We start from the raw sequence: 26719 nt of genomic DNA on the forward strand, positions 1-26719 counted from the left end.
ACCTTCATGCGCCTCGTCTTCGCCGGCACACCCGCCGTCGCCGTCCCCACTCTGCGGCTGCTCGCAGACCGTCACGAGATCGTCGCGGTCGTGACGCGTCCTGATGCGCCCCTGGGACGCAAGCGGGTGCTCACCCCGTCTCCGGTCGCCGCCGTTGCCGCAGAGCTCGGCCTGAACATCATCAAGGCGGCCCGTCTCGACGCCGAGGCGACAGAGCGCATCGCCGCCCTCGAGCCCGAACTGGGCGTCATCGTCGCCTACGGCGGGCTGGTCAGGGAACCGCTGCTCTCGACGCCGGAACGCGGCTGGATCAATCTGCACTTCTCGTTGCTTCCGGCCTGGCGCGGTGCCGCCCCCGTGCAGCGGGCGCTGATCGCCGGCGACGCGGAGCTGGGCGCCAGCGTGTTCCAGCTCGTCGAGGAGCTGGATGCCGGAGACGTCTACGCGTCCCGTGCGTTCGACGTCCCGGCGGATGCCACCGCCGATGCGGCGCTGGAGGCGCTGGCTGCGGCAGGTGCTCCGCTCACCGCCGAGGTCGTCGACACGATCGCCGGCGGCACGGCGCATGCGCAGCCGCAGGTCGGCGCGGTCACCCTCGCTCCGAAGCTGAGTCTCGAGGACGGTCTGCTCGAGTTCACCCGTCCGCTGGAGGAGGTCTACGCACGCTTCCGCGGGGTCACCGGCGAGCCGGGCGCCCACACGAGCATCGATGGTGCGCGGTTGAAGATCCTGGAGGCCAGCCCCGCCGATGACGTCGAACCGCTCGCACCGGGTGCCATCGCCGGCACGAAGAACTCCGTGCTGATCGGGACGGCGACGGTCCCGTTGTCCGTGACCAGAGTGCAGCCCGCGGGCAAGCCGGCTATGGCTGCCGCCGATTGGTGGCGAGGTCGACGAGAAGGCGAGAGCACGGTGGTCGGCTCATGAGCGGTCCGCAGCGTTCATCGCGACGTCCGTCCCGGCCCGGTGGACACGCCCGCCCTGATCGGAGCGTTCAAGGCGCACGACGCGTCGCGTACGACGTGATCCGCGCGGTGTCCGAGTCGGATGCCTACGCGAATCTGCTGCTGCCGGGCGCGATCACCGAGGCAGGACTCTCTCCGCAGGATGCCGCTCTCGCCACCGAGCTCACCTACGGCACACTTCGACGCCGGGGCACGTACGACGCGATCATCTCTTCTGCCGCGGGCCGAGACGCCGCGGACATCGACTCCCCGGTACTCGACGCGCTCCGCCTCGGCACGCATCAATTGCTCGCCACACGCGTCGCCTCGCACGCCGCCGTCAACGAGTCGGTGAACCTCGCCGCCGCGCACAGCCGCGGCGCCGCCGGGTTCGCCAACGCGGTGCTGCGGCGGATCGCACGCGACACGCCGGGGGAGTGGGATGAGCGGATCACCGCGCAGGCTCGCTCGGACGACGAGCGGCTGGGGCTGCGCACCGCGCATCCGGTCTGGGTGATCCGAGCGCTGCGCCGCGCCCTTGCCGCGGAGGACCGTGCGGATGAGCTCGAGGCGCTGCTGGAGGCCGACAACGTCTCACCCGAGGTGACGCTCGCCGCACTGCCCGGTCTCGCGGAGCCCGCTGAGCCACGGCGCCCCTACGCACCGACCGCTTTCGGTGCTCCGGGCGGCGACCCGCACGCGTACCTGGGCGACGCCGCCGGCGCGGTCCGGGTGCAGGACGAGGGCTCGCAGCTCGTCGCGCTCGCACTGACCGCGGCGACGCCGATCGATGAGGACGAGCGCTGGCTCGACCTCTGCGCGGGACCCGGTGGCAAGACCGCGTTGCTCGCCGCGATCGCGAACGCCCATGGCGCGCACCTGGAGGCGAACGAGGTCGTCCCGGCGAGGGCCGGTCTGGTCCGCAACGCACTTCGGCCGATCCCCGGCGAGGTGCCCGTGCACGTGCAGGACGGACGCGCACTCGCTTCCTCGCGATCGAGCGAGTTCGACCGGATCCTCGTCGACGCGCCCTGCACAGGACTCGGCGCGCTGCGCCGACGCCCTGAGGCGCGGTGGCGCAAGACGCCTGCCGACGTCGCCGAGCTCACGGGGCTGCAGACCGAGCTGCTGATCGCGGCGGCCGATGCTCTGCGCCCCGGTGGCGTCGTCGCGTACGTCACGTGCTCGCCGCATCTCGCCGAGACGACGGGGGTGGTCTCGGAGGTGCTGCGCGCGCGCGACGACCTCGTCGAGCTCGACGCACGATCGGTGCTCGCCGGCCTCAGCCGGTCGCCCATCGATCTCGCATCCGACGGCTCCGGCCGCGTCCAACTGTGGCCGCACCGCCACGGCACCGACGCCATGTTCCTCGCGCTGCTGCAGCGCACCGAGAAGGGATCCCGATGACCATGCTCCCGGACGCCCCGCGCATCAACCCCAGCATCCTGGCGGCCGACTTCGTCAACATGCAGGCGGAGCTGGCCCGCATCGCTGCAGCCGACTTCGTCCACGTCGACGTGATGGACAACCACTTCGTGCCCAACCTCACGTTCGGTCCCCAGATGGTCGAACGCATCCAGGCGACCAGCCCGGTTCCGCTCGACGTGCACCTGATGATCAGCGACCCGGATCTCTGGGCACCGGGGTACGCCGAACTGGGAGCCGCCAGCGTGACGTTCCATCTCGAGGCGGCGCACGACCCGATCGCGCTGGCGCGCCGCCTGCGCAGCATCGGAGCCAGGGCCGGCATCGCCATCAAGCCGGGAACCGCCGGAGAACGGCTCTACGACATCCTCGACGAGTTCGACCAGGTCCTGGTCATGACCGTCGAACCCGGTTTCGGAGGCCAGGGCTTCATGCCCGAGACCATGCCGAAGCTGCGCGCACTCGTGGACGAAGCACGGCGCCGAGGCTCGAACGTGTGGTTCCAGGTGGACGGCGGCATCTCCGCCGCGACGATCGATCAGGCCGCAGCGGCCGGCGCCGACACGTTCGTCGCCGGTTCGGCGGTCTACGGCGCGGAGAACGTCGAGGCCGCCATCACCGGGCTCAGGGACCTCGCGCGAGCCGCTAGCCTGGACTCGTGAAGACTTTCGACGAGCTGTTCGCCGAGCTCCGGTTCAAGGCAGAGACCCGACCGGAGGGTTCGGGCACGGTCGCCGAGCTCGACGGCGGCGTGCACACGATCGGCAAGAAGATCGTCGAGGAGGCCGCCGAGGTCTGGATGGCCTCGGAGTACGAGTCCGACGACGCCGCTGCGGAGGAGATCTCGCAGCTGCTCTACCACGTCCAGGTCATGATGATCGCGAAGGGCCTGAGCCTCGAAGACGTCTACCGACATCTCTGATGCGCTCCGCCCTGCCGATCTCCTGAACCGAAAGACCCCCATGCTGCGCATCGCTGTTCCCAACAAGGGCTCGCTGTCCGAGACGGCAGCCGAGATGCTCGCCGAGGCCGGATACGCCGGCCGACGCGACTCCAAGACCCTGCACGTCGTCGACGCCGAGAACGACGTCGAGTTCTTCTTCCTCCGCCCGCGTGACATCGCCACCTACGTCGCCTCAGGCGCGCTGGATGTCGGCATCACCGGACGCGACCTGCTCAAGGACGTCCCGCAGCAGGCGCGTGAGGTCCAGGCCCTGGGCTTCGCGCACTCGACGTTCCGTTTCGCGGCGCCCCCCGGGGCGTTCGCCGGTATCGAGGACCTCGCGGGCGTGCGCGTCGCCTCCGCGTACCCCGGGCTCGTGGACGCGTTCCTGCGCGAGCACGGCGTCGAGGCCGAGCTGGTCCCTCTGGACGGCGCCGTCGAATCCGCGGTCCGTCTCGGAGTCGCCGACGCGATCGCCGACGTCGTGGAGACGGGCACGACCCTCCGCCAGGCGGGCCTGGAGATCTTCGGCCCCGTGATCATCGAGTCAGAGGCCGTGCTGATCAGTCGGCCGGGGGATGCCGAGGGCACTGAGACGCTGCTCCGTCGTCTACGCGGCGTCATCGTCGCCCGCCGTTACGTGCTGCTGGACTACGACCTGCCCGCCGACCTCGTCGATCAGGCGGTTGCCATCACGCCCGGACGCGAATCACCGACCATCTCGCCGCTCAAGGACCCGACCTGGGTCGCGGTGCGGGTGATGATCCCTCGTAAGGGCGTCAACCAGGTGATGGACGCTCTCTACGCGCTCGGCGCACGCGCGCTGCTGGTCACCGCGATCCACGCCGCGAGGCTCTGATGGCTCTCGCGAGTCGCGTGATCCCGTGTCTCGACGTCGCCGCCGGCCGCGTCGTCAAGGGTGTGAACTTCGAGAACCTGCGCGATATGGGCGACCCCGTCGAGCTGGCGGCGCATTACGCGGCACAGGGCGCGGATGAGATCACATTCCTCGATGTCACCGCCACGGTCGACGCCCGTGCCACGACCTACGACGTGGTCCAGCGCACGGCCGAGCAGGTGTTCGTCCCGTTGACGGTCGGCGGGGGAGTGCGCAGCGTCGAGGACGTGGCCCGACTGCTCTCCGTCGGCGCGGACAAGATCGGTGTGAACTCAGCGGCGATCGCCCGCCCCGAACTCCTCGGCGAGATCGCCGACCGCTTCGGCGCCCAGGTGCTGGTGCTCTCGCTCGATGTCAAGCGCTCGCCCGCCACGGAGTCCGGTTTCGTCGTGACGACGCACGGCGGCCGTACAGAGACGACGCTGGACGCGCTCGAGTGGGCGCGAGAAGCCACGGAGCGCGGCGCCGGTGAGCTGCTGGTCAACTCGATCGACGCCGACGGAACCCGAGACGGCTTCGACCTCGAACTCGTCCGCCTCATGCGCGAAGTCGCCTCCGTGCCGGTGATCGCCTCGGGCGGCGCCGGCACGGCATCCGATTTCGCACCGGCCATCAAAGCCGGAGCGGATGCCGTCCTCGCCGCGAGCGTGTTCCACACCGGCGCGCTCACGGTCGGCGACGTCAAGGATGCGCTGCGCGCAGAAGGAGTGCTGGTCCGGTGAGCGATATCGAAGCGCGGATCGCGAAGATCGCCTGGAACGCGGATGGCCTCGCGCCGGTGATCGTTCAGCAGTGGGACACCCTCGAGGTGCTCATGCTCGCCTGGGTGGATGCCGAGGCGTTGCGCCGCACGCTCACGGGCGGCCGCGCGACCTATTGGTCGCGCTCACGACAGGAGTACTGGCGCAAGGGCGACACGTCCGGGAACACCCAGCTGGTCCACGCCGCACGCCTGGACTGCGACGGCGACGCGATCCTCCTGCAGGTGCACCAGAACGGCCCAGCCTGCCACACCGGAACACGCACCTGCTTCGATACGACGGACCTGGAGCCCGTTGCAGCGGAGGACGCATGAGTCTCGCCAGACGTGGACGCTCCGTCGCTGTCCTCGGCTTCCTCGTCGCAGGCGGTCTGGGAGTGCTCTCCTCGACGCAGACATGGCTGGTCGCTGCCCGGCATGATGCCGCCGAGCCGATCCTGGTGACCGGCGCGCAGGCGCTTCCGCTGCTCACGCCGCTCAGTCTCGCCGTGCTGGCACTGGCGGCCGTGCTCGCGATCGTCGGGCCGATTCTGCGATATGTGCTCGCCGCTCTCGGCGCGGTCATCGGCGTCCTCCTGGCGTGGTCGACGCTCGGCGTGCTGCTCAGCCATCCGCTCGGATCGGTCGCCTCGACCGTCACCGAGGTGACGGGCCTGGCTGGCGATGCGGCGATCGCCGACCTCGTCGACGCCGTCGAGCCGACGGCCTGGCCGGCGATCGCGCTGGCCGGCTGGGTGATCCTGGCCGCATCCGCGGTTTTCGTCATCCTGACGGCGCGCGGCTGGAAGACCGGCGGCCGACGCTTCCGCACCGACACGGATGAGCGCGCCGCATCCGGTCCCGTCGACGCGATCGATTCCTGGGACGAGCTGTCCCGCGGAACCGACCCGACGCGCTGAGACCGATAGACTGACGTCGCCCGCCATCGACCCGGAGGAATCCCCATGAGCAACCCCATCGCAGACCCCGGCCACGGACACTCGCCTGCCGCCTGGACCGCTGTGGTGGTCATGCTGTTCGGCGTCGCGGCCGGCACGGTCGCGTTCTGCTTCGAGCAGCCGCTGTTCGTCTGGATCTCGGTCGGCGTCATCGCCATCGGCGCGCTGCTGGGGTGGATCCTCGCGAAGGCCGGATACGGCGTCAAGGGCCCCAAGTACTCGCCGAAGGCGCACTAATGGTGCTCGCCGACCTCACGGCCGGCGCTGTCGAAGACGCCGAGCGTCGAGCGCTGACGCGCCCGCTCGCGGACGTCGAGAAGGCCGCCCTGGCTCGCCCGTCCGCGAAGGATGCTCGCCAGGCGCTCGCCCCGGCATCCCGCGTCAAGATCATCGCCGAGGTCAAGCGCGCGAGCCCGTCACGCGGCGCGCTCGCGGAGATTCCTGATCCGGCCCACCAGGCGTCCCTGTACGAGACGGGTGGTGCGTCCGCGATCAGCGTGCTGACGGAGGAGCGCCGTTTCGGCGGCAGCCTGGCGGATCTGGAGGCGGTCACAGAGCGCGTCTCCGTTCCGGTGCTGCGCAAGGACTTCATCGCGACGCCGTACCAGGTCTTCGAGGCGCGAGCCGCCGGCGCCGACCTGGCGCTGCTGATCGTCGCAGGACTCGAGCAGCGTGTGCTCTCCGAGCTGTTCGACCTGATCACCGAGCTGGGCATGACACCTCTCGTCGAGACGCATTCCGCCGACGAGATCGCCGTCGCAGCCGAACTCGGCGCACCGCTGATCGGCGTGAACGCGCGTGACCTGAAGACGCTCGAGCTCGACCGCGACCTGTTCAGCCGCATCGGGCACCTGATCCCCGACGGGACGACGAAGATCGCGGAGTCCGCCGTGCTGTCCCCGGACGATGTCGCGCACTACCGCGGCGCCGGAGCGGACGTCGTGCTCATCGGCGAGGCTCTCGTCACGGGAGACCCCGTCGCCACGCTGCACCGTTTTCTGGAGGTCGGATAAGTGAGTCTGCGCGATCAGCCAGGACCGTTCTTCGGCGACTTCGGCGGCCGTTACATGCCCGAGTCCCTCATCGCCGCGATCGACGAACTCACCGTCGCCTACGAGCAGGCGATCGCCGACCCGGACTTCCGCGCCGAGCTGGCGCACCTGCTCAGCAGCTACGCCGGTCGCCCGTCGGCGCTCACCGAGGTGACACGCTTCGCCGAGCACGCCGGGGGAGCGCGCATCTTCCTCAAGCGCGAAGACCTGAATCACACCGGCAGCCACAAGATCAACAACGTCCTCGGGCAGGCTCTGCTCACCCGCAGGCTCGGCAAGACCCGCGTGATCGCCGAGACGGGCGCCGGCCAGCACGGCGTCGCGACGGCGACCGCCGCCGCCTTGTTCGGCCTGGACTGCACGATCTACATGGGCGAGGTCGACACCGAGCGCCAGGCGCTCAACGTCGCCCGTATGCGGCTGCTCGGCGCCGAGGTCGTCCCGGTGAAGACCGGATCGCGCACGCTCAAGGACGCGATCAACGACGCGTACCGAGACTGGGTCGCGACGGTGGAGACCACCAACTACATCTTCGGCACCGCTGCGGGCCCGCATCCGTTCCCCGCCATGGTGCGCGACTTCCAGAAGATCATCGGCGAAGAGGCCCGCGAGCAGCTGCTCGAGACGGCTGGTCGACTGCCGGATGCCGTGGTGGCCTGCGTCGGCGGCGGATCCAACGCCATCGGCATGTTCGATGCGTTCCTGGACGATGAAGCGGTCAAGCTGTACGGCGTCGAGGCCGCCGGTGACGGGGTGGACACGCCCAAGCACGCGGCGTCCATCGAGCGGGGCCGGCCCGGCGTCCTGCACGGGGCCCGCACCTACGTCCTGCAGGACGAGGACGGACAGACGATCGAATCGCACTCCATCTCGGCCGGGCTGGACTACCCCGGTGTGGGGCCAGAGCACTCCTGGCTCGCGGACATCGGCCGTGCCGAGTACATCCCGGCCACCGACGACGAGGCGATGCAGGCTCTGCGACTGCTGAGCCGCACCGAGGGCATCATCCCCGCCATCGAGTCCGCGCACGCCCTGGCCGGTGCGATCCGTCTCGGCCGCGAGCTGGGGCCGGACGGCCTGATCGCGGTGTGCCTGTCCGGCCGAGGCGACAAGGACATGGACACCGCCGCACGCTACTTCGACCTGTACGACGAGGAGCCTGACGCATGAGCCGCGTCGAAGACGCCATCCGGCGCGCCAACGACGACGGTCGCGGTGCCTTCGTCGGCTACCTTCCGGTCGGATATCCCGACCTCGACACCAGCATCCGCGCCGCCATCACACTCGCTGAGAACGGCGTCGACGTCATCGAACTCGGCCCGCCGTACAGCGACCCGGTGATGGACGGCCCCCTGATCCAGGAGGCCACGCAGGCCGCCCTCGCCGCCGGGTACCGCACGAAGGACCTCTTCACGGCGCTGCGGACGATCACGGCTGCCACCGACGTCCCCGTGGTCGTGATGACGTACTGGAACCCGGTCGCGCAATACGGCGTCGACCGTTACGCGGACGACCTGCTGGCGGCCGGCGCGTCAGGACTCATCACCCCGGACATCACGCCGGATGCCGCCGCCGACTGGATCGCCGCGAGCAAGCGCACGGGCCTGGACCGCATCTTCCTCGCGGCGCCGACATCGACCGATGAGCGTCTGGACCTCGTGGCCGACTCCTCGACGGGCTTCATCTACACGGTGTCCACCATGGGGATCACGGGGGAGCGTGCGGAGCTCGACAAGGCCGCGCGGACGCTCGTCGCGCGCCTGCGTGAGCACGGTGACAATCGTGCCTGCGTCGGCATCGGGATCTCCACGGCGGACCAGATCGCGAGCGTCCTCGAGTACGCCGATGGCGCGATCGTGGGCACCGCACTCGTCCGCGCTCTCCGCGACGGCGGCCTGGGCGGGCTCGCCGCCACGACACGCGCACTGGCAGCCGGAACGCCGCTGTCCACTCGCTCCGACCAGAGAAACTAGAATCGCACTCATGTCCCTCGCGCTCTCCAGCACACTGACCGGCGTGCTCACCAGCATCCCGAGCCCTCCCGAGAACACGTTCTCGATCGGTCCGGTGACGATCTACTACTACGCGCTCTGCATCATCGCGGGCATCATCGCCGCCACGCTGATGACCAATCACCGCCTCACCAAGCGCGGCGCGGAGCCGTGGATCGTGATCGACATCGTCATCATCGCGGTGCCGTTGGCGATCATCGCCGCCCGGTTCTACCACGTCTTCACGCACCCGAACGACTACTTCGGCGAGGGCATCAACACGTGGAACCCCTTCCAGCCCGGCTCGATCTGGGCGATCTGGGAGGGCGGGATCGCCATCTACGGCGCGCTCATCGGCGGTGCCATCGGCGCGTGGCTCGGCTGCCGCTGGGCCAAGATCCGGTTCTGGAGCTTCGCCGATGCGCTGGCACCCGGCCTGCTGCTGGCGCAGGCCCTCGGCCGGTTCGGCAACTGGTTCAACCACGAGCTGTACGGCCTCCCGACGGACGTGCCGTGGGGCCTGGAGATCGAGTCCGACAACCCGGCCTTCCCCCCTGGACTCGCCGACGGCACCCTGTTCCACCCGACGTTCCTGTACGAAGTGATCTGGAACGGGCTCGGCGTCCTCGTGCTGCTGTGGCTCGGACGCAACCTGTACTTCCAGTGGGGTCGTCTGTTCGCGGTCTACCTGATCTGGTACAGCGCAGGGCGCATCCTCTGGGAATCCATCCGGATCGACCCGAGCGAGATCATCCTCGGCCTGCGCAGCAACGTCTGGGCGGCCATCATCGGGGTCATCGTCGGCATCGTGATCCTCATCGTCCAGACGCGCCGTCACCCCGGCCGCGAGCCCTCCGTGTACCAGCCCGGGTACAGCCGGAAGGACGTCGACGCTGATGTACAATCGCAAGACAATCCCTCTGACTTCGTGGACGTGAGCGAGCCTCCGGCCGAAGAGGTCACCGCAGGAGCCACCGCCACAAGCACCGCTCCCACGAACGAGGCCGGCGCCCGATAAGCCGCCTCGTGGCGGGAGATCCATTGCACTGAACGAGCGGGCCGACGTCGTCCCCGGTGTCACTTGAATAACTGAGGACGGTAACTGGTGTACTTCCAGCCTCCCTACGGCGCCTCCGGCGCCTACCCCCCGAAGCAGGGCATGTACAACGCGGCGTTCGAGAAGGACGCCTGTGGCCTTGCCATGGTCGCCACGCTCCGCGGCACGCCAGGTCATGACATCATCCAGCAGGCGCTCGAAGCCCTGCGAAACCTGGAGCACCGCGGCGCGATCGGCTCAGATGCCGGCACCGGAGATGGCGCAGGCATCCTGACCCAGATGCCCGACGAGTTCCTCCGCGCTGTGACGGGGTTCGAACTTCCCCCGGTCGGCGAGTACGCCGTCGGACTCGCCTTCCTCCCGCTGCAGGCGGGAGAACGACGCACGCAGAAGGCCGGCGTCGAGAAGATCGCCCGCGAAGAGGGCCTCACCGTTCTCGGCTGGCGCGTCGTCCCGACCGCCAACGAGCACCTCGGCAAGCTGGCCGACGAGGCGCGCCCCGCCTTCGAGCAGCTCTTCGTCGCCCGACCGGCCAAGGGCGATGCTCCCGCGCTGTCCGACATCGAACTGGATCGTGTCGCGTACCGTCTGCGCAAGCGCGCCGGACATGAACTCGGCGCCTACTTCGTCTCGCTCTCCAGCCGCACGCTCGGCTACAAAGGCATGGTGACGACCCTGCAGCTCGAGCCGTTCTATCCCGATCTGCAGGACGAGCGCTTCGCGAGTGAGCTCGCGGTCGTGCACTCCCGCTACTCCACCAACACCTTCCCGTCATGGCCGCTCGCGCAGCCGCTGCGGATGCTCGCCCACAACGGCGAGATCAACACCGTCGGCGGGAACCGCAACTGGATGCGCGCCCGTCAGTCGCAGCTCGAGTCAGAGCTCCTCGGCGACATCCGGCCGCTGCTTCCGATCTGCACCGACGGCGCCAGTGACTCGGCCTCCTTCGATGAGGTCCTCGAACTGCTCACTCTCACGGGGCGCAGCCTCCCGCACGCCATCCTGATGATGGTTCCGGAGGCGTACGAGAAGCAGACCGACATCTCGCCGGACCTGCGCGCGTTCTACGAGTACCACTCGAACCAGATGGAGCCGTGGGACGGCCCGGCCGCTCTGATCTTCACCGACGGCACCCTGGTCGGTGCAACGCTCGATCGCAACGGCCTGCGTCCTGGACGCTGGACCGAGACCACCGACGGTCTGGTCGTCATCGGCTCGGAGACCGGGGTGCTCGAGTTCGAACCGGAGCGCATCAAGCGCCGCGGTCGTCTGCAGCCGGGGAAGATGTTCGTCGTCGACACGGCCGCCGGCCGCATCGTCGAGGACGCCGAGATCAAGCAGCAGTTGGCCACCCTGCACCCGTGGCAGGAATGGCTCGACGAGGGGTCGGTGCGTCTGGCCGACCTTCCCGAGCGCGAGCACATCGTGCACCCGCCGGCATCGATCACCCGCCGCCAGCGAACCTTCGGCTACACCGAGGAGGAGGTGCGCATCCTCCTGACCCCCATGGGGCAGAACGGTGTCGAGCCGCTCGGTGCGATGGGCTCCGACACGCCGATCGCCGTCCTGAGCGAGCGCCCACGGCTGCTGTTCGACTACTTCACGCAGCAGTTCGCGCAGGTGACGAACCCGCCGCTGGACTCGATCCGTGAAGAGGTCGTCACCAGCCTGAAGCTCGGGCTCGGGCCGGAGCGCAACCTGCTCGACTGGGGTCCGGCGCACGCCCACACGGTGACGCTCGACTTCCCGGTCATCGACAACGACGAGCTGGCGAAGATCCGCCACATCGACAAGGCCATGAACGACCGCCGGTCCGCGACGATCCGCGGCCTGTATCACTTCGACGCGGGCCCGCAGTCGCTCCCCGACCGCATCGAGGAGATGTGCGCCGAGGTGGACGCCGCGATCGAGGAGGGTGCCGAGTTCGTGATCCTCTCGGATCGCGATTCCAACAAGGACCTCGTCCCGATCCCGTCGCTCCTGATGGTCTCGGCCATCCATCACCACCTCATCCGGCGTGAGAACCGCATGAAGGTGGGGCTGATCGTCGAAGCCGGCGATGTCCGCGAGGTGCACCATGTCGCGACACTGATCGGCTACGGCGCGTCCGCGGTCAATCCGTACCTCGCGATGGAGACCGTCGAGCATCTCGTCCGCACGGGCTTCATCACCGGCGTCTCGCCGGAGAAGGCCGTCCGCAACCTGATCTACGCGCTCGGCAAAGGCGTGCTGAAGATCATGTCGAAGATGGGCATCTCCACGGTTTCCTCCTATGCGGGCGCCCAGGTGTTCGAGGCCGTGGGCCTCAGCCAGGAGTTCATCGACGCGTACTTCACCGGCACCGAGTCCAAGCTCGGCGGCATCGGCATCGACGAGGTCTACACCGAGAATCAGGCCCGTCACGACTACGCCTACCCCGAGGACGCCGCCGCCCGTGCGCACGAACGGCTGTGGACCGGAGGCGAGTACCAGTGGCGCCGCGACGGTTCGCCGCACCTGTTCAACCCGGAGACCGTCTTCCGGCTGCAGCACTCGACCCGCACCCGCCGGTACGACATCTTCCGCGAGTACACCAAGCTCGTCGACGACCAGGCCGCCGAGCTCAAGACCCTGCGAGGACTTTTCTCGCTGCGCACAGGGCACCGCACGCCGGTCCCGCTCGACGAGGTCGAGCCGGTGAGCGAGATCGTCAAGCGGTTCTCGACGGGGGCCATGAGCTACGGCTCGATCTCCCGCGAGGCGCACGAGACGCTGGCCATCGCGATGAACCGCATCGGTGGCAAGTCGAACACGGGCGAGGGCGGCGAGGAACCGGATCGTCTGGTCGACCCTGAGCGTCGGAGCTCGATCAAGCAGGTCGCCTCAGGGCGGTTCGGAGTCACGAGCCAGTACCTCACCGAGGCGGATGACATCCAGATCAAGCTCGCCCAGGGCGCCAAGCCCGGTGAGGGCGGTCAGCTTCCCCCCGGCAAGGTGTACCCGTGGGTCGCGCGCACCCGGCACGCGACCGCCGGAGTGGGACTCATCTCGCCTCCGCCGCACCACGACATCTACTCGATCGAGGATCTCAAGCAGTTGATCTTCGACCTCAAGCGCGCCAATCCGGACGCTCGCATCCACACCAAGCTCGTCAGCCAGTCCGGCATCGGCGCGGTGTCGGCGGGTGTCGCCAAGGCGCTCAGCGACGTCATCCTCGTCTCCGGACACGACGGCGGCACGGGTGCGAGCCCGCTGAACTCGCTCAAGCACGCGGGAACCCCCTGGGAGCTGGGTCTCGCCGAGACGCAGCAGACGCTCATGCTCAACGGCATGCGCGACCGCGTCGTGGTGCAGGTGGACGGTCAGCTCAAGACGGGTCGCGACGTCGTCATCGGCGCGCTGCTCGGTGCCGAGGAGTTCGGCTTCGCCACGGCACCGCTGGTCGTGAGCGGATGCATCATGATGCGCGTGTGCCACCTCGACACGTGCCCTGTGGGCGTCGCGACGCAGAATCCTGTCCTCCGGGAGCGCTTCACGGGCAAGCCCGAGTTCGTTGTGAACTTCATGGAGTTCATCGCCGAAGAGGTGCGCGAGATCCTCGCCGAACTCGGCTACCGGTCGCTCGACGAGATCATCGGACGCAGCGACCTCATCGAGGCGAACGCCGCGATCGAGCATTGGAAGGCCGATGGGCTGGACCTGTCGCCGATCCTCGAAGGGCCGCTGTTCCCGGCATCCGAGCCTCGGCGCAGCGGACGCGAGCAGGACCACGAACTGGACGAGCACTTCGACGTCCAGCTCATCGAGATGGCTCAGGAGGCGCTCGAAGACGGATCTCCCGTGCTCATCGAGCTGCCGATCCGCAACACGGAACGCGCCGTCGGAACGATGCTCGGCCACGAGGTCACGTCGCGCTACGGGGCCGCGGGCCTGGCACGCGAGACGATCGATGTCACCCTGACCGGAACCGCGGGGCAGTCGCTGGGCGCGTTCATGCCCGCCGGCATCGCGCTGCGTCTCGAGGGGGATGCGAACGACTACGTCGGCAAGGGGCTGTCGGGTGGAGACATCGCCATCCGTCCACCGCGCGGCGCGACGATCGTGCCGCAGGAGAACGTGATCGCCGGAAACGTCATCGGCTACGGCGCCACGAGCGGGACGATCTTCATCTCCGGCGTCGTCGGCGAACGGTTCCTGGTGCGCAACTCCGGTGCCACCGCGGTCGTCGAAGGCGTGGGTGACCATGCGCTGGAGTACATGACGGGCGGTCTCGCCGTGATCCTCGGCACGACAGGGCGCAACCTGGGTGCCGGGATGTCCGGCGGCATCGCTTACATCCACGCGCTGCGCACCGACAAGGTCAACGCGCAGTCCCTGGACAGCGGCGAACTGCGCCTGGAGCAGCTCGATCGCGCCGACCTCGAAGTGCTGCGGAGCCTTCTCACCGAGCACGTCGAACGCACGGCATCCCCGTTGGCGGCGGAGATGCTCGCCGATTTCGACACCGTGGCGACCGAATTCGTCAAGGTGCTGCCGCGCGATTTCGCCGCGGTTCAGAACATGCGCCAGGAGGCGGAGCAGGCCGGGCTCGACCCGGACGGCGACGTCATCTGGAACCGGATCCTGGAGGTGACAGGTGGCTGACCCCAAGGGCTTTCTGAAGGTGACGGAGCGCGAGCTGCCTGCTCGCCGCCCCGTCCCGGTGCGGATCATGGACTGGAAAGAGGTCTATGAGCCCGGCGATCAGGCGGTGCTGCGCCGACAGGCGGGGCGCTGCATGGATTGCGGCGTGCCGTTCTGCCATTCCGGATGCCCGCTGGGCAACCTGATCCCGGAGTGGAACGACCTCACCTGGCGCGGCGAGGGCCGCTCGGCGATCGAGCGCCTGCATGCGACCAACAACTTCCCCGAGTTCACCGGTCGGCTGTGCCCTGCGCCCTGCGAGAGCTCCTGCGTGCTCGGTATCAACCAGCCGGCCGTCACGATCAAGCAGATCGAGGTCTCGATCGTGGATGAGGCGTTCTCGCACGGCTGGGTCGAGGCCGAACCGCCGGAGCGTCTGACCGGCAAGACCGTGGCCGTCGTCGGCTCGGGTCCCGCGGGGCTCGCCGCCGCTCAGCAGCTGACGCGTGCCGGTCACACGGTTGCGGTGTTCGAGCGGGACGACCGCATCGGAGGACTCCTGCGCTACGGCATCCCCGATTTCAAGATGGAGAAGAGCCACGTCGAGGCACGTCTTCGTCAGATGCAGGAGGAGGGCACCCGCTTCCGCGCCGGCGTCGAGATCGGCAAGGACATCAGCTGGGCGGACCTGCGTGCCCGCTACGACGCGGTGGTCATCGCAACAGGTGCCACAGTGCCGCGTGACCTGGCGATTCCCGGTCGCGACCTGGACGGCGTGCACTTCGCGATGGAGTACCTCGTCGAGTCCAACCACGCGGTCGCCGGAGACAAGGTCCCGAACCAGATCACGGCAGAGGGCAAGCACGTCATCGTGATCGGCGGCGGCGACACGGGCGCCGACTGCATCGGAACGGCACACCGCCAGGGCGCGCTCAGCGTCACGAACCTCGCGATCGGCAAGCAGCCGGGCGATGCGCGCCCGGATCACCAGCCCTGGCCGATGATGCCGACGATCTTCGAGGTGTCGTCCGCGCACGAGGAGGGCGGCGAGCGGGTGTACCTCGCCTCGACCGTCGAGTTCCTCTCCAACGACGCCGGCGAGGTGCGCGCACTGCGGGTCGCAGAGACCGAGTACGTCGATGGTCGTCGAGTGCCCAAGAGCGGCACCGAGCGGGAGATCCCTGCGGACCTGGTCCTGATCGCAATGGGCTTCACCGGCCCGGAGCAGGACGGATACACCGAGGAGACTCGCCCGCAGGTCACCGAGCGCGGCGCATTCCGGCGCGACGATTCCTACGAATCCACGATCCCCGGCGTGTTCGTGGCCGGCGACGCCGGTCGCGGGCAGTCGCTCATCGTGTGGGCGATCGCCGAAGGACGCGCCGCAGCGGCGAGCGTGGACCGCTTCCTGATGGGCGAGACCGTGCTGCCTGCACCGGTGCGTCCGACGGATGTCGCGCTCGGCCTGCTGCCCGCGTAGGCTGACTGCGGCACCGTCGCCAGTTCTATTTCCTCTTCTACCCTGGAGACTTCTTTGAGACGCGCGAAAATCGTCGCCACCCTCGGCCCCGCCACGAGTTCCTATGAGAACGTGCGGGCCATCATCGAAGCCGGAGTGGACGTCGCCCGACTGAACCTCAGCCACGGCGACTACTCCGTCCACGACGCGAACTACGCCAACGTCCGTCGCGCAGCCGATGACGCGGGCAAGGCAGTGGCCGTGCTCGTCGATCTGCAGGGCCCGAAGATCCGTCTCGGCAAGTTCGAGGCGGGCCCCTACGAGCTCGAGGTCGGTGACATCTTCAAGATCACCACCGAGGACATCATCGGAAACCGTGAGATCTGCGGTACGACGTTCAAGGGACTGCCGCAGGACGTCAAGCCCGGCGACTTCCTTCTCATCGATGACGGCAAGGTGCGCGTCGAGGTCGTGGAGACCGACGGCACCGTCGTCACGACGAAGGTCATCGTCGCGGGTGCCGTGTCGAACAACAAGGGCATTAACCTCCCCGGCGTCGCGGTCAACGTTCCCGCACTGAGCGAGAAGGACGAGGCCGACCTGCGCTGGGGCCTGAAGATCGGTGCCGACCTCATCGCACTGTCGTTCGTCCGCAACGCCTCTGATGTCGTACGCGTTCACGAGATCATGGCGGAGGAGGGCGTGCGCGTCCCCGTCATCGCCAAGATCGAGAAGCCGCAGGCGGTCGACGCGCTCGAGGAGATCGTCGATGCGTTCGACGGCATCATGGTCGCCCGCGGTGACCTCGGCGTCGAACTGCCCCTGGAGGCCGTTCCGATCGTGCAGAAGCGCGCGGTCGAGCTGGCTCGCCGCAATGCGAAGCCGGTCATCGTGGCGACGCAGATGCTTGAATCGATGATCTCCAGCCCCGTGCCGACTCGCGCCGAGACGAGCGACGTCGCCAACGCCGTCCTGGACGGTGCTGACGCGGTCATGCTGTCCGGCGAGACGAGTGTGGGCGAGTACCCGATCGTCGTCGTGGAGACGATGGCGCGCATCGTCGCCTCCACCGAGGAGCACGGTCTCGAGCGCATCGCGCCGCTCACTGCCAAGCCGAAGACCCAGGGTGGCGCGATCACGCTCGCCGCTCTCGAGGTCGCCGAGTTCGTCGAGGCGAAGTACCTGTGCGTCTTCACGCAGTCGGGCGACTCCGCCCGGCGACTTTCGCGGCTGCGCTCGCGCATCCCGATGATCGCGTTCACGCCCGAGCCGGACATCCGGCGCCGTATGGCACTCACCTGGGGCATCAGCTCGAATCTGGTGGATGTCGTGGAGCACACGGACATGATGTTCCTGCAGGTCGACGACTATCTGCTCAAGAACGGCCTCGCCGCCGAGGGCGACAAGGTCGTCGTGATCTCCGGTTCCCCTCCCGGGATCGTCGGTTCCACGAACGACATCCGCGTCCACAAGGTCGGGGATGCCGTCGGCGGAGCTGCTCCGATCTACAAGGCCGCAGGGGCCTGATGCACGTCGCCGAAGGGAGCGGGTTCGTCTCGATCCCGCTCCCTTCGGTCTCCCGCCCATGAATCACCTTCTGCGCAGGGCGGGATGGTGGATCCGCGACTACGCGTACGCGATCGCGTGGCAGGCGAGAGCCGCCGTCGATCACACCGATCCGGAGTCGTTCGCCGTGGGAACGCGCGTGCCGATCATCGTGCTTCCCGGCGTCTACGAGACGTGGCAGTTCATGCGCCCGCTGGTCACGGCGATGCACCAGCAGGGGCATCCGGTGCACATCGTCACAGCGCTGCATCGCAATCGCCGGCCGATCGTCGAGCTCGCGCAGGACGTCACCGGATTTCTCGAGGATGCCGATCTGCGCGACGTGATCATCGTCGCCCATAGCAAGGGCGGTCTCGCCGGCAAGCTCGCGATGACAGGTCCTGCGGGGGAGCGGGTGCGCTCGATGCTGGCGATCGCCACGCCCTTCGGGGGCTCACGCTATGCGCGGCTCATGCCCTGGCGCACGTTGCGTGCATTCTCACCGTTCGATCCGGGCATCGTCGAGCTCGCTCGCCAGCAGGAGGCGAACACGAGGATCGTGTCGATCTACCCGCGCTTCGACCCGCATATCCCCGAGGGCAGTGAACTGCCGGGGGCGAAGAACGTGGCGCTCGACGTCGGCGGCCACTTCTGGGTGCTCGAACATCCTCGCGTTCTCGCCGAGCTCGCTGTTCTCGCCGAGTGACGGGCGCTGCAGGTCACCGCCCACTCGCGGCGCCGACGGACCGGGCCCCGAGTGCGCGCGTCGAGGTGCCGCGCGCGTGCATCCAGCACAGGAGTGCGCGATCCGCTGCGCTGCGGCACGATGGGCGCGCCCTGATCCGGCCATGCAGAGCGGGATCACGCTGCTGCGGCGACCGCGGCGACCCCCATGCCGGCCGCGCCGAGGAGGCGGCATTGCACGCGGAACCAGTGCTCTGCCGTGTCGGCATCCCTCGCCGACAGCGCCATGCGTATGCGACGGTACGGGCCGCGGCGGACGGCAGGGGTCCCGAGGTCGAACGAGCGGGCGGAGTATCGGAGGTTGCGTTCGATCACGGCGTTCTCGTTGCGCAGAACCCTCAGCAGGTCGGCGTTGCGCGCCTGACCGATGATGTAGATCACGAACTCGCGAGTCGCCTGAACGAGCGTGTCGGTCTCGTCGAGTTCGGATGCCTCGATCATGCGATCCAGCAGCGCGACGGCGCCGGCGAGCCCACGATCATCCATCCGGCTCACGGCGAGCTGCAGAGCGTTGCCGGCCTGCAGGACGGCGAACTCGAGCGTGCTCGCGGCCATCTCGTCGGTCACCTCGGTGACCCGGGTGTAGCGGCTGGCCGACACCTCGACGAGTCCGGCCAGCGTGAGTCTCTGCAGCGCTTCGCGAACCGGGGTCCTGGAGATCCCGAGGGCCTCGGCGATCCCTTTGTCATTCACTCGCTCACCGGCGGCGAGGCGGCCGTCGACGATCGCTGCGCTGAGCTCTTCGTGAACGAGGTCGCCGAGCGTGTGCTGGCTGCTCGTGGGGAGGCGCAGGATCTGGTCCAACCGCGCGCGTTCTGATTTCATGTCCTCGGCTCTCCTGATCGCCGCGAACCCCCCAGCTCGTCTTCCGGGGTGATCTTACGCGAGGGATATGAACAAATTCACGCGCATGCGGAAACGCACGACACAGATGCCCCAGCGGCTACCGGCGGCGCCGATCGCGGGAGCGGACGCGAGGCTGCACCGGCCCGTGCCGCGTGCTGACGGCGGCCGGTCGACGCGAGAGGCTCGCGGAGCCGCCAACGAAACGCAGACAGCGTGACCACGCCGCTGCGTTCTGGTGATTCTCAATTCTGGTGCCGGCGGTGGGACTCGAACCCACACGCCCTTTCGGACAAAGCATTTTGAGTGCTCCGCGTCTGCCATTCCGCCACGCCGGCCCTGTATCGCGTCTACGACTGTAGCGCAGGATCATGGGCGATCCATCGCCGGCGACGCGCCGTCGTCCGGACATCGCCCGCTCTCCCGTAGAATGAACTGGTGACCGAAGAACAGGCTGAACAGTCCACGGCATCCGCTCCGCGACGCGTCGTCGTCGCCGAAGACGAATCGCTGATCCGTCTCGACATCGTCGAGATCCTGCGAGACAACGGATTCGACGTGGTCGGTGAGGCCGGGGACGGCGAGACGGCCGTCGCACTCGCGACCGAGCTGCGTCCGGATCTGGTCATCATGGATGTCAAGATGCCGCAGCTCGACGGCATCAGCGCCGCCGAGAAGCTGCACAAGGGCAACATCGCGCCCGTGGTGCTGCTGACCGCGTTCAGCCAGAAGGAGCTCGTCGAGCGCGCGAGTGAGGCGGGCGCCCTGGCGTACGTCGTGAAGCCGTTCACACCGAACGACCTGCTGCCGGCGATCGAGATCGCCCTCGCACGCCACGAGCAGATCATCACGCTCGAGGCCGAGGTCGCCGACATGGTCGAGCGCTTCGAGACCCGCAAGCTCGTCGATCGCGCCAAAGGCCTGCTCAACGAGAAGATGGGCCTTTCCGAGCCCGAGGCGTTCCGCTGGATCCAGAAGGCGTCGATGGACCGTCGCCTGACCATGCAGGACGTCGCCAAGGCGATCATCGAGCAGCTCGCACCCAAGAAGTGACGTTCGACCTCGGCGACGGCATCCGCCTTCGTCCGGTCGAGTCCGGCGACGCGGCGGCCTATGCCGCCGCGTACGACGCCAACCGTGCGCATCTGGCCCGGTGGGATCCGGTGCGCGATGAGAGCTTCTACACGGTCCAGTGGCATGAGGCCCTGGTCGCACAGCATCTGCGTGACCAGGCGGACGGTCGCGCAGCGCGTTTCGTCCTCGCCGACGACGGACGAATCGTGGGCGTGGCGAACATCTCGAACATCGTTCGCGGCGCGTTCCACAGCGCAGATCTCGGTTACTGGATCGACGCGTCGCTCGCCGGTCGCGGCATCATGAGCCGCGCCATCGCGCGCGTGATCGAGCACGCACGCTCCGAGCTCGTTCTGCATCGCCTGCAAGCCGCGACTCTGCTCGACAATGCCGCATCGCAGCGGGTGCTCGCCGCCAACGGCTTCGAGCAGATCGGCATGGCGCCGAAGTACCTGAAGATCGCGGGGGAGTGGCAGGATCACCTGCTGTTCCAGCGCATCCTCTCCCACTGAGTCCCCCGGGAGCGGGAGCTGGTCAGGCCGGCAGGTCCTTGATCATGTTCGTGATCCGGATCGTCGAGCAGCGACGGCCCTGATCGTCGGACACGACGATCTCGTGAACGGTGATGCTGCGTCCGAGATGCAACGGGGTGCACACCCCCGTGACGACGCCCGACGTGGCCGAACGCGTGTGCGTCGCATTGATGTCGACCCCGACGGCCAGCTTTCCAGGACCGGCATGCAGGTTCGCGGCCATCGATCCGAGCGACTCGCCGAGCACGACATAGGCGCCGCCGTGCACGAGACCGACAGGCTGCGTGTTGCCTTCGACCGGCATGGTCGCGACGGCTCGCTCCACTGCGAACTCGGTGAACTCGATCCCCATCTTCTCGGCCAGGGCTCCCATGCCGCGGGCGGTCGCCCACTCCAGGCCGTTCATCTGGATGCTGTCGCTCACCGATCCTCCTCAGCGCGTGTCTGTCGTCCTCGTTAGGCTGACAGCGTGACGGACTCCGCAAAGCCTACCCTCATGGTCGTCGACGGCCACTCGCTCGCCTATCGTGCCTTCTTCGCCCTCCCGGTGGAGAACTTCACCACGAAGGACAATCAGCACACGAACGCCATCTACGGCTTCCTTTCGATGCTCGTGAACCTCATCAAGGCCGAGCAGCCGACGCACATGGCGATCGCTTTCGATACGTCACGGCATTCGTTCCGAACCGACGAGTATCCCGAGTACAAGGCCACCAGGTCCGAGACGCCGCAGGAGTTCCGTGGGCAGATCCCGCTGCTGCAGGACTGCCTCGCCGCGATGTCCATCCCGGTGCTCACGAAAGAGGGCATCGAGGCCGACGACATTCTCGCGACCCTGGCCGAACAGGGCTCCGCGCAGGGGTTCGACGTCCTCGTCGTCTCCGGGGACCGCGACACCATCCAGCTCGTGAACGACGAGGTCACGCTGCTGTATCCGTCGGTGCAGGGCGTGTCGCAGCTGAAGCGCTACGATCCGACCACGGTGCAGGAGCGCTACGGCGTCCGTCCGGAGCAGTACCCCGACATCGCAGCGCTGGTCGGTGAGACCAGCGACAACCTTCCCGGCGTGCCCAAGGTGGGCGAGAAGACAGCGGTGAAGTGGCTGACGCAGTTCGGCAGCCTCGATGAACTGCTCGAGCGCGCGGACGAGATCAAGGGCGTCGTCGGAGGCAACCTTCGCGATCACATCGAAGACGTCCGACGCAACCGCAAGCTCAACAGGTTGCTCACCGACGTCGAACTGCCGTTCGGACCGGCCGATCTCACGGTCGCACCGATCGATGCGCAGGCCGTTCGCGACATCTTCGCCCGGCTGGAGTTCCGCACGCTGCTGCCACGCGTTTTCGAGGCCGTCGGAGCCGGGGCAGTCGCTGATGAATCGCCCGCGGTCGTGCTGCCGTCCCCGGTGGAATCCTCTGCCGCTGAGATCGCCACTTGGCTCGCATCCCAGAGCGACGAGCTCGCCGTCACGCTGGTCCTGGCGTCGGGTCTGCCGATCCGGATCGGCGTCGCCGCTGCCGACGAATTGCGCGAGGCCGACTGGAACGAGGCGACAGCCGAGGCCCTTCGCTCCTGGCTGGAGTCCGATTCGCCGAAGATCATGCACGAGGCCAAGCCTCAGGTGAAGGCGCTGCTGCGCTCCGGCATCCGCATCGGCGGCCTGGCGTACGACACGATCCTCGCCGGCTGGATGCTGCGGCCGAGCTTCCCCGACAAGACGCTCGGGAACCTCGTCGAACGCTATCTCGGCGAGAAGCTGCCGGAGGCGGATCCGACCCAGCTCGTCCCTGAGACCGACGGGGCCACGCCGTCTCAGGAGGCGTGGTTCACCAGACGTACCGCCGCGGCCCTGCGCGACGACATCGCTGAATCAGTGGCCACCGTGCTCACCGACATCGAGCTGCCCACACTGCTGACTCTTGCGGACATGGAGATCGCCGGCGTCGCCGTGTCACACGATGTGCTCTCGATGTTCTCCGGCGAGCTCGCGGCGCGAGCGGACCTGATCGCCAAGGACGCCTACGCGACCATCGGACGTGAGGTCAACCTCGGTTCGCCCAAACAGTTGCAGGAGGTGCTGTTCGAAGAACTCCAGCTGCCCAAGACGCGCAAGACCAAGACCGGGTATTCGACGGATGCCGCGTCGCTGGCCGACATCCAGGAGAAGAGCCCGCACCCGTTCCTCGAGCAGTTGTCGCAGCACCGCGAGGCGACCAAGCTGCGGCAGATCATCGAGTCGCTCGATACCGCGATCAAGGATGACCACCGCATTCACACGACATACGTGCAGACCGGCAGCCAGACGGGCCGGTTGTCCAGCACCGACCCGAACCTGCAGAACATCCCCGTCCGCACGGAGGAGTCGCGACGTATCCGCAGCGCCTTCGAAGTGGGCGAAGGGTACGAGACACTGCTGACCGCCGACTACTCGCAGATCGAGATGCGCATCATGGCGCACCTGTCCGGCGATGAAGGTCTCATCGAAGCCTTCAACAGCGGCGAGGACCTGCACCGCTTCGTCGGCGCCCGCGTGTTCGGCGTCGATCCGACCGATGTCACCTCCGCGATGCGCACGAAGGTCAAGGCGATGTCGTACGGTCTGGTCTACGGACTCAGCGCCTTCGGCCTGTCCAAGCAGTTGCGTATCGAGCAGGCCGAGGCCAAGCAGCTCATGTTGGAGTACTTCGCCCGCTTCGGTGCTGTGCGCGACTACCTGCGCGCGTCGGTCCTGGCGGCGAAGGAGGTCGGATACACCGAGACGATCTTCGGACGCCGTCGGCCGTTCCCCGACCTCACCAGCCCGAACCGCGTACTGCGGGAGAATGCGGAGCGTGCGGCGCTCAACGCGCCGATTCAGGGCAGTGCGGCCGACATCATGAAGATCGCGCTGTTCCGCATCCACGACGACCTCGTGAGCGCCGGCATGCGTTCCCGCGTACTGCTCCAGATCCACGACGAACTCGTGGTCGAAGTCGGACCGGGGGAGTGGGACGCCACCGATCAGATCGTGCGCACTCGCATGGCGGGCGCAGCCGAACTGACAGTGCCGCTCGATGTCCAGGTCGGGCGCGGCAGGGACTGGAACGAGGCCGCGCACTGACGGCGGTGGCGGTGGGGTGCGCAGTACGCTGGGCGGATGACCACAACTCCGCGCACACCCACCGCGATCGATCACGTCGCCGAGGAATGGGTCGACGACCTCACCCTCCTTGCGCCGACACTCGGCACCTACATCGGACGCAATGAGGCGAACGACCGCTACGCCGACCTGAGTCCCGAAGGACAGGACAACTACGCATCCGAAGTCCGCCGCACTCTGGCGAAACTGGACGCCCTCGAGCCGGCCGACGCCGTCGACGAAGTCACAAAGGCGGACCTGGGCAACGAACTGCGTCTCGAGCTCGAGCTCCATGACGCCCAGTGGCATCTGCGGGATCTCAACGTCATCGCATCGGCCCCTCAGGACATCCGATCGGTGTTCGACCTGATGCCCACCGCCTCCACCGACGACTGGGAGGTCGTCGCCGCACGTCTCGGCGCGATCCCGGCGGCGCTGCGCGGATACACCGCCACGCTCCGAGAGGGCATGGCCCGCGGCGTGACCCCCGCTCGACGTCAGGCCGTCGAGGTGGCCAAGCAGATAGAGCGGTACACGGCCGACGACGGCTTCTTCGCGGGCTTCGTCGCCGAGGCCACGCCCGCCGAAGGCGAGCTGCCTGCATCCCTCGCGCGAACTCTCGCCGACAATGCCTCCGCCGCCAGAGTCGCTTATGACGAGCTCCGGTCATTTCTCTCCACCGACCTCGCCGGCGCCGCCGGCGAAATGGATGGCGTCGGTCGCGAGTTGTACGCGCTGAGCTCCCGCCGCTTCCTCGGCGCCACGATCGACCTCGACGAGACGTACGAATGGGGCATCGAAGAACTGCGGCGCATGGTCGACGAGCAGACCGCGATCGCGAACGAGATCCTCGCCGGTGCCACCGTCGAGGAGGCTGTCGCCCATCTGGAGGCCGATCAGACGCGCAAGCTCCACGGCACCGACGCGCTGCAGCGCTGGATGCAGGAGACCAGCGACCGGGCCGTCGCCGAACTGGGTGCCACGCACTTCGACATTCCCGAGGAGATCCGCACGCTCGAGTGCATGATCGCACCGACCCAGGAGGGCGGGATCTACTACACCGGCCCCACGGACGACTTCTCGCGCCCCGGACGCATGTGGTGGTCGGTACCGGAGGGCGTGACAGAGTTCGACACCTGGCGCGAGCTCACGACGGTCTATCACGAGGGCGTTCCCGGCCATCATCTGCAGATCGCACAGGCCGTCTACAACCGCACGGAACTGAACTCCTGGCGGCGGCTGCTGGCGGGCACCTCCGGGCACGCCGAGGGCTGGGCCCTGTACGCCGAACGCCTCATGCAGCAGCTCGGCTATCTCGACGACCCGGCCGATCGACTCGGGATGCTGGACGGTCAGCGTATGCGCGCGGCCCGTGTCGTGCTGGACATCGGTGTGCATCTGCACAAGCCCCGCCTGGACGGACAGGGCACCTGGGATGCCGAGTACGCGCTCGAGTTCATGCGCAAGAACGTGAACATGTCCGACGAGTTCGTGCAGTTCGAGGTCAACCGCTACCTCGGCTGGCCGGGGCAGGCGCCGTCGTACAAGGTCGGTCAGCGCATCTGGGAGCAGGTGCGCGACGCGTACCAGGCGCGCCAGGGTGACGTTTTCGACGTCAAGGACTTCCACAAGCGCGCTCTCGACCTGGGCGGCGTCGGACTCGACACGCTGCGGACCGCACTGCTGCGCTGAACATCGCGTGGTCGTCGGGGGAATGCCGCGGCGACCACCGTGGTTCATTCACCTGAATAGGAAAGGGTTGACATGGACATCGAGTTCGGGCTGGACACCTTCGGCGACATCACGCGCGATTCCGAGGGGAATCTGATCTCGGCCGCGCAGACGATCCGCAACATCGTCGAACAGGCCGAGTTGGCGGATCGCGTCGGCGTCGACTTCTTCGGCGTGGGGGAGCACCACAGGACGGAATTCGCCGTCTCCGCGCCCGAGATGGTGCTCGCGGCGATCGCGTCGCGCACCGAGCGCATCCGGCTGGGCACCGCCGTCACCGTGCTGTCCTCGGACGATCCCGTGCGCGTGTACGAGCGGTTCGCCACGTTGGATGCCGTCTCGAACGGCCGCGCCGAGGTCGTGCTCGGACGGGGTTCTTTCGTCGAGTCGTTCCCTCTGTTCGGCTTCGATCTGCGCGATTACGACGCGCTCTTCGAAGAGAAGCTCGAGCTGTTCGTGGAGCTGCTGAAGGAGAAGCCGGTGACGTGGTCCGGCACGATGCGGCCGGCTCTGGAGAACGCCGACGTCTTCCCGAAGACCGAGCGGGGACTGCGTACCTGGGTCGGTGTCGGCGGAAGCCCGGAGTCCGTCGTCCGCGTCGCGCGCCACGGTCTCGGACTCATGCTCGCCATCATCGGCGGCCCCGCCAGCCGCTTCGCGCCATTCGTCGACCTCTACCATCGCTCGGTGGCGAGCTTCGGCACCGAGGCGCACCCGATCTCGGTGCACTCGCCCGGACACATCGCCCGCACGGATGCCGAGGCGTGGGATGCCGCCTACGAGGGCTTCGAGGCGATGAACAACACCATCGGCGCCGAGCGCGGATGGCCGCCGTACAGCCGGGCACGCTTTCAGAACGACGTCGGTCCTGCCGGGGCGATCTACGCCGGGTCCCCGGAGCGCGTCGCGCAGAAGATCGCGGAGACGGTCCGCACGCTCGGACTCGGGCGCTTCGACCTCAAGTACGCCACGGGCACCCTCGCGCACGAGCAGATGATGCAGAGCATCGAGCTGTACGGCACCGAAGTGATCCCGCGCGTGCGCGAGCTGCTCGCGGACTGA

24 protein-coding genes and 1 tRNA gene are annotated in these 26719 nt (G+C 68.0%); 22 read left to right on the forward strand and 3 right to left on the reverse strand.

Annotation, left to right across the window (positions count from 1 at the left end):
- The first annotated feature begins 6 nt into the window (after positions 1-6).
- The 17 genes from fmt (at position 7) to ACFCYE_RS08585 (ending at position 18320) form a co-directional block, all read left to right on the forward strand.
- Positions 7-927: a methionyl-tRNA formyltransferase gene (gene fmt / locus ACFCYE_RS08505; protein WP_376177893.1), complete on the forward strand. Its 921-nt coding sequence runs from the start codon at positions 7-9 to the stop codon at positions 925-927.
- Positions 924-2351: an RsmB/NOP family class I SAM-dependent RNA methyltransferase gene (locus ACFCYE_RS08510; RefSeq protein WP_376177894.1), complete on the forward strand. Its 1428-nt coding sequence runs from the start codon at positions 924-926 to the stop codon at positions 2349-2351. The genes fmt and ACFCYE_RS08510 overlap by 4 nt, the downstream gene beginning before the upstream one ends.
- A gap of 2 nt (positions 2352-2353) precedes the next feature.
- Entirely contained in the window at positions 2354-3031 is a 678-nt protein-coding gene (gene rpe / locus ACFCYE_RS08515; protein WP_376178163.1) for a ribulose-phosphate 3-epimerase, read from the forward strand.
- Complete coding sequence (locus ACFCYE_RS08520; RefSeq protein ID WP_376177896.1) at positions 3028-3291, forward strand: phosphoribosyl-ATP diphosphatase; 264 nt, start codon at positions 3028-3030, stop codon at positions 3289-3291. Before rpe ends, ACFCYE_RS08520 begins: the two co-directional genes overlap by 4 nt.
- Before the next feature lie 40 nt (positions 3292-3331).
- Positions 3332-4171, forward strand: a complete 840-nt coding sequence (gene hisG, locus ACFCYE_RS08525) for an ATP phosphoribosyltransferase (RefSeq protein ID WP_376177897.1) — start codon at positions 3332-3334, stop codon at positions 4169-4171.
- Positions 4171-4932, forward strand: a complete 762-nt coding sequence (hisF, locus tag ACFCYE_RS08530) for an imidazole glycerol phosphate synthase subunit HisF (RefSeq protein ID WP_376177898.1) — start codon at positions 4171-4173, stop codon at positions 4930-4932. The genes hisG and hisF overlap by 1 nt, the downstream gene beginning before the upstream one ends.
- Positions 4929-5285, forward strand: coding sequence for a phosphoribosyl-AMP cyclohydrolase (gene hisI / locus ACFCYE_RS08535; protein ID WP_376177900.1), 357 nt, complete (start codon positions 4929-4931; stop codon positions 5283-5285). The genes hisF and hisI overlap by 4 nt, the downstream gene beginning before the upstream one ends.
- On the forward strand, positions 5282-5869 hold the full coding sequence (locus ACFCYE_RS08540) for a Trp biosynthesis-associated membrane protein (RefSeq protein WP_376177901.1): 588 nt from the start codon (positions 5282-5284) through the stop codon (positions 5867-5869). Before hisI ends, ACFCYE_RS08540 begins: the two co-directional genes overlap by 4 nt.
- Before the next feature lie 45 nt (positions 5870-5914).
- A complete protein-coding gene (locus ACFCYE_RS08545; RefSeq protein WP_376177903.1) occupies positions 5915-6145 on the forward strand; it encodes an HGxxPAAW family protein in 231 nt (76 codons plus the stop codon).
- Positions 6146-6147: 2 nt separating this feature from the next.
- Positions 6148-6921 carry an indole-3-glycerol phosphate synthase TrpC gene (gene trpC, locus ACFCYE_RS08550; RefSeq protein ID WP_376178165.1) on the forward strand — a complete coding sequence of 258 codons (774 nt, stop codon included), beginning with the start codon at positions 6148-6150 and terminating at the stop codon, positions 6919-6921.
- The gene (gene trpB, locus ACFCYE_RS08555) at positions 6922-8130 is read left to right on the forward strand and encodes a tryptophan synthase subunit beta (RefSeq protein ID WP_376177904.1); all 1209 of its coding nucleotides are present in this window, start codon (positions 6922-6924) and stop codon (positions 8128-8130) included.
- Positions 8127-8933 (forward strand): tryptophan synthase subunit alpha, encoded by an 807-nt coding sequence (gene trpA, locus ACFCYE_RS08560; RefSeq protein ID WP_376177906.1) that lies wholly within the window; start codon positions 8127-8129, stop codon positions 8931-8933. Before trpB ends, trpA begins: the two co-directional genes overlap by 4 nt.
- Positions 8934-8943: 10 nt before the next feature.
- A complete protein-coding gene (lgt, locus tag ACFCYE_RS08565) occupies positions 8944-9969 on the forward strand; it encodes a prolipoprotein diacylglyceryl transferase (RefSeq protein WP_376177907.1) in 1026 nt (341 codons plus the stop codon).
- Positions 9970-10110: 141 nt separating this feature from the next.
- Complete coding sequence (gltB, locus tag ACFCYE_RS08570; RefSeq protein WP_376178166.1) at positions 10111-14631, forward strand: glutamate synthase large subunit; 4521 nt, start codon at positions 10111-10113, stop codon at positions 14629-14631.
- A complete protein-coding gene (locus tag ACFCYE_RS08575) occupies positions 14624-16090 on the forward strand; it encodes a glutamate synthase subunit beta (protein WP_376177909.1) in 1467 nt (488 codons plus the stop codon). Before gltB ends, ACFCYE_RS08575 begins: the two co-directional genes overlap by 8 nt.
- A gap of 54 nt (positions 16091-16144) precedes the next feature.
- Positions 16145-17596 (forward strand): pyruvate kinase, encoded by a 1452-nt coding sequence (gene pyk, locus ACFCYE_RS08580; RefSeq protein ID WP_376177911.1) that lies wholly within the window; start codon positions 16145-16147, stop codon positions 17594-17596.
- A 58-nt stretch (positions 17597-17654) separates the two neighbouring features.
- The gene (locus ACFCYE_RS08585; protein WP_376177913.1) at positions 17655-18320 is read left to right on the forward strand and encodes an esterase/lipase family protein; all 666 of its coding nucleotides are present in this window, start codon (positions 17655-17657) and stop codon (positions 18318-18320) included.
- Positions 18321-18475: 155 nt separating this feature from the next.
- Here ACFCYE_RS08585 and ACFCYE_RS08590 read toward each other — a convergent pair whose 3' ends face one another.
- Positions 18476-19183 (reverse strand): GntR family transcriptional regulator, encoded by a 708-nt coding sequence (locus ACFCYE_RS08590; RefSeq protein ID WP_376177915.1) that lies wholly within the window; start codon positions 19181-19183, stop codon positions 18476-18478.
- 270 nt (positions 19184-19453) lie between these two features.
- Positions 19454-19539 (reverse strand) — tRNA-Leu (locus tag ACFCYE_RS08595).
- A gap of 97 nt (positions 19540-19636) precedes the next feature.
- On the opposite strand from ACFCYE_RS08595, the gene ACFCYE_RS08600 reads away from it, so the two are divergent.
- Both ACFCYE_RS08600 and ACFCYE_RS08605 read left to right on the forward strand, forming a co-directional pair.
- Positions 19637-20254, forward strand: a complete 618-nt coding sequence (locus ACFCYE_RS08600) for an ANTAR domain-containing response regulator (protein ID WP_376178168.1) — start codon at positions 19637-19639, stop codon at positions 20252-20254.
- Positions 20251-20787 (forward strand): GNAT family N-acetyltransferase, encoded by a 537-nt coding sequence (locus tag ACFCYE_RS08605; RefSeq protein WP_376177917.1) that lies wholly within the window; start codon positions 20251-20253, stop codon positions 20785-20787. Before ACFCYE_RS08600 ends, ACFCYE_RS08605 begins: the two co-directional genes overlap by 4 nt.
- Before the next feature lie 22 nt (positions 20788-20809).
- On the opposite strand, the gene ACFCYE_RS08610 is transcribed toward ACFCYE_RS08605, so the two are convergent.
- Positions 20810-21214 carry a hotdog fold thioesterase gene (locus ACFCYE_RS08610; RefSeq protein ID WP_376178170.1) on the reverse strand — a complete coding sequence of 135 codons (405 nt, stop codon included), beginning with the start codon at positions 21212-21214 and terminating at the stop codon, positions 20810-20812.
- 63 nt (positions 21215-21277) lie between these two features.
- Here ACFCYE_RS08610 and polA point away from each other — a divergent pair, with 63 nt between their 5' ends.
- From polA to ACFCYE_RS08625, 3 genes are all read left to right on the forward strand, one after another.
- Positions 21278-23908, forward strand: coding sequence for a DNA polymerase I (gene polA / locus ACFCYE_RS08615; protein ID WP_376177918.1), 2631 nt, complete (start codon positions 21278-21280; stop codon positions 23906-23908).
- A gap of 36 nt (positions 23909-23944) precedes the next feature.
- Positions 23945-25618: a DUF885 domain-containing protein gene (locus ACFCYE_RS08620; protein WP_376177919.1), complete on the forward strand. Its 1674-nt coding sequence runs from the start codon at positions 23945-23947 to the stop codon at positions 25616-25618.
- A 72-nt stretch (positions 25619-25690) separates the two neighbouring features.
- Positions 25691-26719 (forward strand): LLM class flavin-dependent oxidoreductase, encoded by a 1029-nt coding sequence (locus ACFCYE_RS08625; protein ID WP_376177920.1) that lies wholly within the window; start codon positions 25691-25693, stop codon positions 26717-26719.

The organism is Microbacterium sp. NPDC056234, assembly GCF_042267585.1.
In the GTDB taxonomy this organism is placed as follows: domain Bacteria; phylum Actinomycetota; class Actinomycetes; order Actinomycetales; family Microbacteriaceae; genus Microbacterium.

Bases quoted from the DNA above. Each gene is read 5' to 3' on its own strand.
- fmt (WP_376177893.1), top strand. From the start codon at position 7: ATGCGCCTCGTCTTCGCCGGCACACCCGCCGTCGCCGTCCCCACTCTG.
- ACFCYE_RS08510 (WP_376177894.1), top strand. From the start codon at position 924: ATGAGCGGTCCGCAGCGTTCATCGCGACGTCCGTCCCGGCCCGGTGGA.
- rpe (WP_376178163.1), top strand. From the start codon at position 2,354: ATGCTCCCGGACGCCCCGCGCATCAACCCCAGCATCCTGGCGGCCGAC.
- hisG (WP_376177897.1), top strand. From the start codon at position 3,332: ATGCTGCGCATCGCTGTTCCCAACAAGGGCTCGCTGTCCGAGACGGCA.
- hisF (WP_376177898.1), top strand. From the start codon at position 4,171: ATGGCTCTCGCGAGTCGCGTGATCCCGTGTCTCGACGTCGCCGCCGGC.
- ACFCYE_RS08540 (WP_376177901.1), top strand. From the start codon at position 5,282: ATGAGTCTCGCCAGACGTGGACGCTCCGTCGCTGTCCTCGGCTTCCTC.
- ACFCYE_RS08545 (WP_376177903.1), top strand. From the start codon at position 5,915: ATGAGCAACCCCATCGCAGACCCCGGCCACGGACACTCGCCTGCCGCC.
- trpA (WP_376177906.1), top strand. From the start codon at position 8,127: ATGAGCCGCGTCGAAGACGCCATCCGGCGCGCCAACGACGACGGTCGC.
- lgt (WP_376177907.1), top strand. From the start codon at position 8,944: ATGTCCCTCGCGCTCTCCAGCACACTGACCGGCGTGCTCACCAGCATC.
- gltB (WP_376178166.1), top strand. From the start codon at position 10,111: ATGTACAACGCGGCGTTCGAGAAGGACGCCTGTGGCCTTGCCATGGTC.
- ACFCYE_RS08585 (WP_376177913.1), top strand. From the start codon at position 17,655: ATGAATCACCTTCTGCGCAGGGCGGGATGGTGGATCCGCGACTACGCG.
- ACFCYE_RS08590 (WP_376177915.1), bottom strand. From the start codon at position 19,183: ATGAAATCAGAACGCGCGCGGTTGGACCAGATCCTGCGCCTCCCCACG.
- ACFCYE_RS08610 (WP_376178170.1), bottom strand. From the start codon at position 21,214: ATGAACGGCCTGGAGTGGGCGACCGCCCGCGGCATGGGAGCCCTGGCC.
- ACFCYE_RS08620 (WP_376177919.1), top strand. From the start codon at position 23,945: ATGACCACAACTCCGCGCACACCCACCGCGATCGATCACGTCGCCGAG.
- ACFCYE_RS08625 (WP_376177920.1), top strand. From the start codon at position 25,691: ATGGACATCGAGTTCGGGCTGGACACCTTCGGCGACATCACGCGCGAT.